At 31.5% G+C, this 6,204-nt stretch carries 9 protein-coding genes; all 9 read right to left on the bottom strand.

The features are described 5' to 3' along the window. Positions 1–184: 184 nt before the first annotated feature. The 9 genes from FCI53_RS20805 to FCI53_RS20845 all read right to left on the bottom strand — a co-directional run bounded on the left by FCI53_RS20805 (position 185) and on the right by FCI53_RS20845 (position 5,986). Positions 185–502 (bottom strand): hypothetical protein, encoded by a 318-nt coding sequence (locus FCI53_RS20805; protein ID WP_138420910.1) that lies wholly within the window; start codon positions 500–502, stop codon positions 185–187. Positions 503–635: 133 nt separating this feature from the next. Beyond that, positions 636–1,010, bottom strand: a complete 375-nt coding sequence (locus FCI53_RS20810; protein WP_138420911.1) for a nuclear transport factor 2 family protein — start codon at positions 1,008–1,010, stop codon at positions 636–638. A 60-nt stretch (positions 1,011–1,070) separates the two neighbouring features. Beyond that, positions 1,071–1,487: a cytidine deaminase gene (locus FCI53_RS20815; protein WP_138420912.1), complete on the bottom strand. Its 417-nt coding sequence runs from the start codon at positions 1,485–1,487 to the stop codon at positions 1,071–1,073. A gap of 390 nt (positions 1,488–1,877) precedes the next feature. After that, on the bottom strand, positions 1,878–2,252 hold the full coding sequence (locus FCI53_RS20820; protein ID WP_138420913.1) for a hypothetical protein: 375 nt from the start codon (positions 2,250–2,252) through the stop codon (positions 1,878–1,880). Between the two features lie 311 nt (positions 2,253–2,563). Further along, positions 2,564–3,082, bottom strand: a complete 519-nt coding sequence (gene paiA, locus FCI53_RS20825; RefSeq protein WP_138420914.1) for a spermidine/spermine N(1)-acetyltransferase — start codon at positions 3,080–3,082, stop codon at positions 2,564–2,566. Positions 3,083–3,107: 25 nt separating this feature from the next. Then, positions 3,108–3,563, bottom strand: coding sequence for a MarR family winged helix-turn-helix transcriptional regulator (locus FCI53_RS20830; RefSeq protein ID WP_138420915.1), 456 nt, complete (start codon positions 3,561–3,563; stop codon positions 3,108–3,110). Positions 3,564–3,866: 303 nt separating this feature from the next. After that, the gene (locus FCI53_RS20835) at positions 3,867–4,700 is read right to left on the bottom strand and encodes a dihydrodipicolinate synthase family protein (RefSeq protein WP_138420916.1); all 834 of its coding nucleotides are present in this window, start codon (positions 4,698–4,700) and stop codon (positions 3,867–3,869) included. Between the two features lie 121 nt (positions 4,701–4,821). Continuing rightward, positions 4,822–5,322: a hypothetical protein gene (locus FCI53_RS20840; protein WP_246050176.1), complete on the bottom strand. Its 501-nt coding sequence runs from the start codon at positions 5,320–5,322 to the stop codon at positions 4,822–4,824. 172 nt (positions 5,323–5,494) lie between these two features. Next, positions 5,495–5,986, bottom strand: coding sequence for a hypothetical protein (locus FCI53_RS20845; RefSeq protein WP_138420917.1), 492 nt, complete (start codon positions 5,984–5,986; stop codon positions 5,495–5,497). Between the last annotated feature and the right edge of the window lie 218 nt (positions 5,987–6,204).

The raw sequence follows: 6,204 nt of genomic DNA on the forward strand, positions 1-6,204 counted from the left end.
CATTCACATGAGCATGTTGCGCAATAATAGCTCCTGTAAGTAAAGACATACAAATTATTAAAATACCGAATAAAACATATAATAATTTTTTCATCCTATCCCCCATTATTTAAGAGTTCTGACTCTATTCTATGTAAAATAAGCGTTCGTTCTTGTTCTAAAAACGCATCCCTTTAGTGAAAAATCAGTCATCCAAACTTGCGACCATTATTGCACTCACAAACCAAATTATTACTGCTGGAATATAATATAAAATGGCAATACTCATTTCACCAATTAGAGGGCTAAGATTGTTAAAATATAAATAGTTATATGAGATGAAAAGAATAAATGAGATAAGAGCTTTTAAATATGAGCTACCATATAGGATAAAGCCAATTCCAGGAACAATTAAGTTAGCAATAGTGCTGACACGTCGCTTGAATGATTTTTGTTCGCTTTTCAAGATTGTAATTTCATTGTTTAATTCCCTTTTTAAAATTTTCAGTTCTTCATTTTCCATTCATAAACCACCCTTGTATAAAACGTTTCTATTTTCTTATTAAACTCTACCGCTCAAGTCATGAAGATATAACAAATGATCAGCCATCATTGATCAGATGCTTGTTGCGTTTTCGCTCCCGTTAGTTAAATAATCAATCTTTCAATATTTCGTTTAATTGCAATTCAGTTATAGTACCTTGATGGAAATAAAGCTGCCATCTACCACTTATATATTTCCATATGGAACTACGAATTGTATTTTGATTTCTAGTCTTATCAGTTATAAAGTAAGTAGATAAAACAACATTTGAAGCCAATTGCTGTATTTCGTAGTTATGTATCGACATTTCAGTTAACACAACACCACTTTCTAAACACTCTTTTTTACTGAACATCCTACCTGAACTACCTATTTCATAAAAACCATCAGCAAGAATTTCATCTAACTTTTTACTACTTTTGCGTACTTCCAACCCAATATGGCTTTCCTCTAATTCTTTCAAATGTTCTTTTAAACTTGTATTCATTGGTTTCCTCTCCCTATATAACTACCTCCATACCATATTTTTAATTCGTTAAAGCACCCGTTAATCAAACAACTCTTCATCTTTATATGCTTTAGACCAATGATATGGCTGTACTTCTTCTAATGTTTTGAAAAGTAATGGTTCGTCATTTGAAGATACCGCTACCTTTACATCCTTTCCCCAGTAAATCAATCTTTCCTGACAGACCCCACAAGGAGTTAGCACCTTAAATTCTTCATTATCATCGTCTCTTACAACACAAATTGAATGAGTAATTTTTATATTAAATTTATGTGCTTCCAAAATCGCACCTGTTTCTATACATAACTCTGTTGAAGCATTTATGACCTCTGGAGCAACACTCGTCAATATTTCACCATAATTAGTGTACATTGCTGCTGCACCACCCCAGCCAGTAGGGTATCTTTTTTCAATCAGTTCTTTTGCTGCTTGATATAAATTTTGTTCAATATCCAATTTTGTTCCCCCTAATTACTCCCTTTTTCTTTCCTATCATAATTGTAGCATCTTAATTCGTTATTAAACTGCTCCTTTAACACAATTGAAGCTGTCGCATCGACAACTCCTTGTTCAACACCCGAACCCTTTACATTAAGTGTTTTACTTCACAAGCAGTTAATATTTACACTCGTTATTAAACTTTTGTACCCGTTTATAGAGTAATTACTTTCTATTCTTTATATTAGTGAAAATTACAAAAATAAATAATAGAAAAAAGACAATACCTACACCAAACAATATGTTTATCAATCCACTCATTTTACAAACCCCCTTCTTGTTCTATAAACCTGCCCTTTAATATAGTCTTCGTTTCTTGTTGCAAATAAGCACCCTTTAGTTGAATAACTATTGATTAAATAATATTTTCATACTATCTGGAACTTCTTTGACATTAACAGTTTTATACTTATCTTCGTCTTTGCTTTTCGGTGCGAATTCAACTAATAACATCTCTCCATTAGTGAAAGTTATTAATTCATATGTTTTCAAATCTGCTCCTTGTGTACTTAATTCGTTAAATTGTTGAAAGGTTGATTTAGATACGTTTTCTTCAGTACCCTCATAAAATAACGATTGAAAAGCACTGTAATTTTGACTTGAGATGTGAAATTCCATCAATGTTGCTGCATTCGTTGGTGTGTCGGGTTTCATTGCTTTATCATTATTACAACCTACAAGCAATAAAACAAAAAGTAAGTGTAATATAAAAATTTTCTTCATTTCTTTCTCCCCCTTAGTTGGCAAATCTGGAAATACCTTAGTCAGTTAACCTGCACCTTATTGCACATAACTGCTCCTTTAGCACAATAGGAGCTGCCGCATCGACAACTCCTTGTTAAACACTCGCATCCCGTTAGTTGAAGATTTTAATAAATCATTTCCGATATTTAGTAACCCATTAAAGTCAGGCCACCTTTTTAAAAATCATTTGTTTTTTGGGTGAATTATGACGGAGGTAGCATGGTTATTATTTCAAATAAAAAGTATTCTGAGTTATCATTAGTGATTAATACTCTTCCTGAAGAAACCGATTATTCGAGTTTTTTGAGCATTATATAGTCGGTTTGTTCTTCATCCCCCATATAAAAAGAGTGGGCTCCAGTTTGGACAAATCCCAGTCTCTTATAAAAACCAATAGCATTTTCATTTTTTTCCCATACTCCTAGCCAGATTTCTTTTTTATTAAGATCCAGCGCAACTTCAATGGCTTTATTTAGCAGATATTTACCTAAACCATGTTTTTGGTATTGATTCTTTATATAAATTCTTTCAATTTCAATTGAATTATCACCTATTTCTTCAGATTGAGCATCATGGGTATTAACCTTTAAATATCCAGCGACTTCATTATTAAAATTAACAAAAAAGAACTCCGAAGATATGTTCGACAATTCCTTTTCCAACTGTTTAATATTAAACGCCTTTTCCAAATAAGCTTTCATATTTTCAGGTGAATTCTGACCTTTGAATGTGTCGTTGAAAGTCTCAATACTTATTTCTTGGAGTATTTGTAAATCATCACGGTTGCATTTTGTTATTTTTGCAGTCATTTCAATATCTCGCTCCTTTAAATAATCAATAATTCCTCTTGTTGCCCTTTTTTACAAATTCCCAGTCTTTTTCTATGTTCTTTCTTACTCTTTGAAGAAGATTGAAGATGGTTTCCTCTTCACTTTCAGAAAAGCCTTCTAATGCAACGGTATTGGAATAATCATTTTCTCTTTTTATAAGAGGATAAACATTTTTACCTTTCTCTGTTGGAAACAGTTTCTTAATTTTTTTGTTATATTTATCTTCCTTCCTTACAATAAAGCCATTAACTTCAAGTTTTTTTATAGCCCGAGCTGCTGTTGTTCGATCTACTTTTATCATCTCTGCCAACTTTTCTTGGATAATTCCTTGGTTTTCACATATCCTCACAATATACAGATACTGCCCTTTTGTAAGATCATATTCCTTAAATTCTATATTACTTATAGAATCTAATGCCCTTGCTATCATTCCAATTTCACGTAGAATTTCTACCTTCATAATAATCTCCTTAGTATGTTTTTTTGTAGAAAATGCAACAAAAATGCAATAAACTAAATTTAACTTATATTAGTTGCATTTGCAACAAAATAACAAAAATAGATTTCATTCTAAGTACATCACCAAAAAGAGGTAAAAACTATTCATATGAGAATAATTTTCACCTCTTTTTCAACATTACTTTACATTGTTGTTTATTTATCAATCCTGCATTAACACAATAGGAACTGCCACATAGTCCATATTCAATATTTACTCCAAATTCTCACAAATATTTATATGATTAGATAAACATTTTAGTAATCAGTCTAAAATATTACCTATTGGACTCCTGCAAATCCCCATTAGAATACCCTTTTGATTAATAATTTTTTTCAAATTCACAATAGCATTTCCTTGATAAACTTGGTTCATAATATCTTCTATTTTTTCGCTTTCTTGTTTACTTACTTTTTGATTCATAAGCATTTTTTGAAACCATTGACTAATTTCTGTCGGCGAAACATTCCCAGCAATGGAAGAAAGGCGATCGTATCCATGTAATACTTTTTTTTCTAAATCCACTTCTCCACCAGCATAAAAATAAAAATCATTTCTATGGATAACGTTTTTTATTCGTTCAACTTTTTCTTTGTTTCCAGCATCTTTTATTCCAACCACTGAGTCTATCTTACTTAATTGAATAATAATCTTCTCTGATAAATCAAATCCAGTTCTTTTTGGATTGTTATATAAAATTGTAGGTTTATTACTAAGGTCCATAATCCTCTTTGTATAAACGAATGCTTCTTCTTGTGTCGGTATAACATATGGTGGATACCCAAGCATGATACCTGATATTTTTGTGTGACGAATCTTTTCAGCTAATTCCTCTGCTTCTTTCTGTCTAATTGAAGCCACCCCAAAAATAATTTCCATATTACTAATGAGTTCTTCTTCCAATTCTAAACCGTTTATTATTTTAATTTTCTCTTGGAGGTGTAGACTATGCTGTTCTCCAGTAGTTCCAGAGACAAGAACAGATTTTACTCCTTGCTTATACAGGTCTCTTATATGGCTTATTGTTCCTTCAATATTTAAAGATTCATCTTCAAAAAAAGCTGTTGGCACTGCAATATGAACTTTTTCTGTTAGCATTATGTTCCCCCCCCTTTATCCTTTTTAACTACTTAAATAACCTGCCCTTTACTTTAATAAATAAGATCTTAATCCTTCTTGAAGATAAGCCCCCGTTTGTTTAAGTGTAATCATTCACATTTTATTTTGACTTACATTTATTCCAATTGAATGGTTCGCTTTTAATTTTTTTAGCATTAACTTCCTCTACGTGCATTACAACCCAAATATCACCCATTTTTGATATTGCCTTTTTTACGTTATTTCCATCTGTTCTTTTATAAAGAAAATATCCCTTATCACCTTTTAAACCATTTTTAAGAAATAACCTCATATCACCAGTGCTTGAACCTACAAATAGGTGTTGTAAAGTTATTTTATCGTAGCTACCAGAGAGAGTATCACCTTCCTTTAAATCTAAATCGTCATCTTTTATTTCTTCATAACCCGACAAATCAAAGTTAAAGCTTTTAACTATATCTTCCAACACCTTCTCATTTAACTTTTCCCACCGTTTTTTAGCTTCTTCTATACATACACTTTTAGGTGGTTTTTCCTCTGCCTTTAGAACATAGTTGTTAGAATTCAGCAAAGAAAAAAGAATTATGATTGAAAAAATGTACTTACAAAATCTGTTTTGCATTATTTCACCTCGAATATTTGTTTATCTTTAACTTTTCCAACCTATTCAAGATGATACTAACTAACAAAGCTTTCATTTTTCTAATTACGTCCTACACTACCATTTTAAAAAATAGGAGCTGCCACATAGACAACTCCTTGTTAAATATTCGCTCCCTTTAGTTGAACATAGATTATTGTACTTGGTTTGCTAATTCAACTAATTCTTCAGCTTCTAACTTATATTCACCCAATTCGCTTCTGTTTCCATTTGTAAAGTAAACAAATCGGGCGAGAAATCCATTTTCACTCTCCCACCACAAAGATTGAGACGTAGTGTTTTCCTCATAATACGCTGACTTCCCATTTGTAAGTGTAAACTCTGTTTTATTGTATATTGATACTTCATTGTCTTTTGGTTCCTCTAATTCTTTACTCAATATATATTTGACTTGTTGTGTTGTTTCTTCGTTGTAGTAATAGAAGATAAATTGGTGTAAATAATCTGGGTTCTGAATGTCTATTTCTGTTGAAACATCATTTACTTCAAACGGAAACTTTGTAGGTTCTTGAAATTCGTACATAATAGGACCAATTTTATTTTCCACTTCATCATTTGGACTGTTGCAAGCACTCAGTAAAAGAATTGTTATAAACAATAAAACATGAGAAATATTATTTTTCATGTATCAGTCCCCCCTAAGAGTAATATTACCTTATTAAACATTCCTGCCCTTTATTTCAATATCAAAAGGGCATCATCCTTCTTGAAGATAAGCACCCGTTAACGCAATAAGAAAACAGCTACTAACAATCCTTTATTTACTAAAGCCTATTCTCTAATTTTGATAAATCAATTTACCATCAGCTGAAATTCCAGAGACATGACTTTTTAGAATGTCTT

Origin of the sequence: Aquibacillus sediminis, from assembly GCF_005870085.1 — a bacterium.
Classification (GTDB): domain Bacteria; phylum Bacillota; class Bacilli; order Bacillales; family Amphibacillaceae; genus Aquibacillus_E; species Aquibacillus_E sediminis.

Coding starts and splice junctions, on each gene's coding strand:
- FCI53_RS20805 (WP_138420910.1), bottom strand. CDS start 502: ATGGAAAATGAAGAACTGAAAATTTTAAAAAGGGAATTAAACAATGAA.
- FCI53_RS20810 (WP_138420911.1), bottom strand. CDS start 1,010: ATGAATACAAGTTTAAAAGAACATTTGAAAGAATTAGAGGAAAGCCAT.
- FCI53_RS20820 (WP_138420913.1), bottom strand. CDS start 2,252: ATGAAGAAAATTTTTATATTACACTTACTTTTTGTTTTATTGCTTGTA.
- paiA (WP_138420914.1), bottom strand. CDS start 3,082: ATGACTGCAAAAATAACAAAATGCAACCGTGATGATTTACAAATACTC.
- FCI53_RS20830 (WP_138420915.1), bottom strand. CDS start 3,563: ATGAAGGTAGAAATTCTACGTGAAATTGGAATGATAGCAAGGGCATTA.
- FCI53_RS20835 (WP_138420916.1), bottom strand. CDS start 4,700: ATGCTAACAGAAAAAGTTCATATTGCAGTGCCAACAGCTTTTTTTGAA.
- FCI53_RS20840 (WP_246050176.1), bottom strand. CDS start 5,322: ATGCAAAACAGATTTTGTAAGTACATTTTTTCAATCATAATTCTTTTT.
- FCI53_RS20845 (WP_138420917.1), bottom strand. CDS start 5,986: ATGAAAAATAATATTTCTCATGTTTTATTGTTTATAACAATTCTTTTA.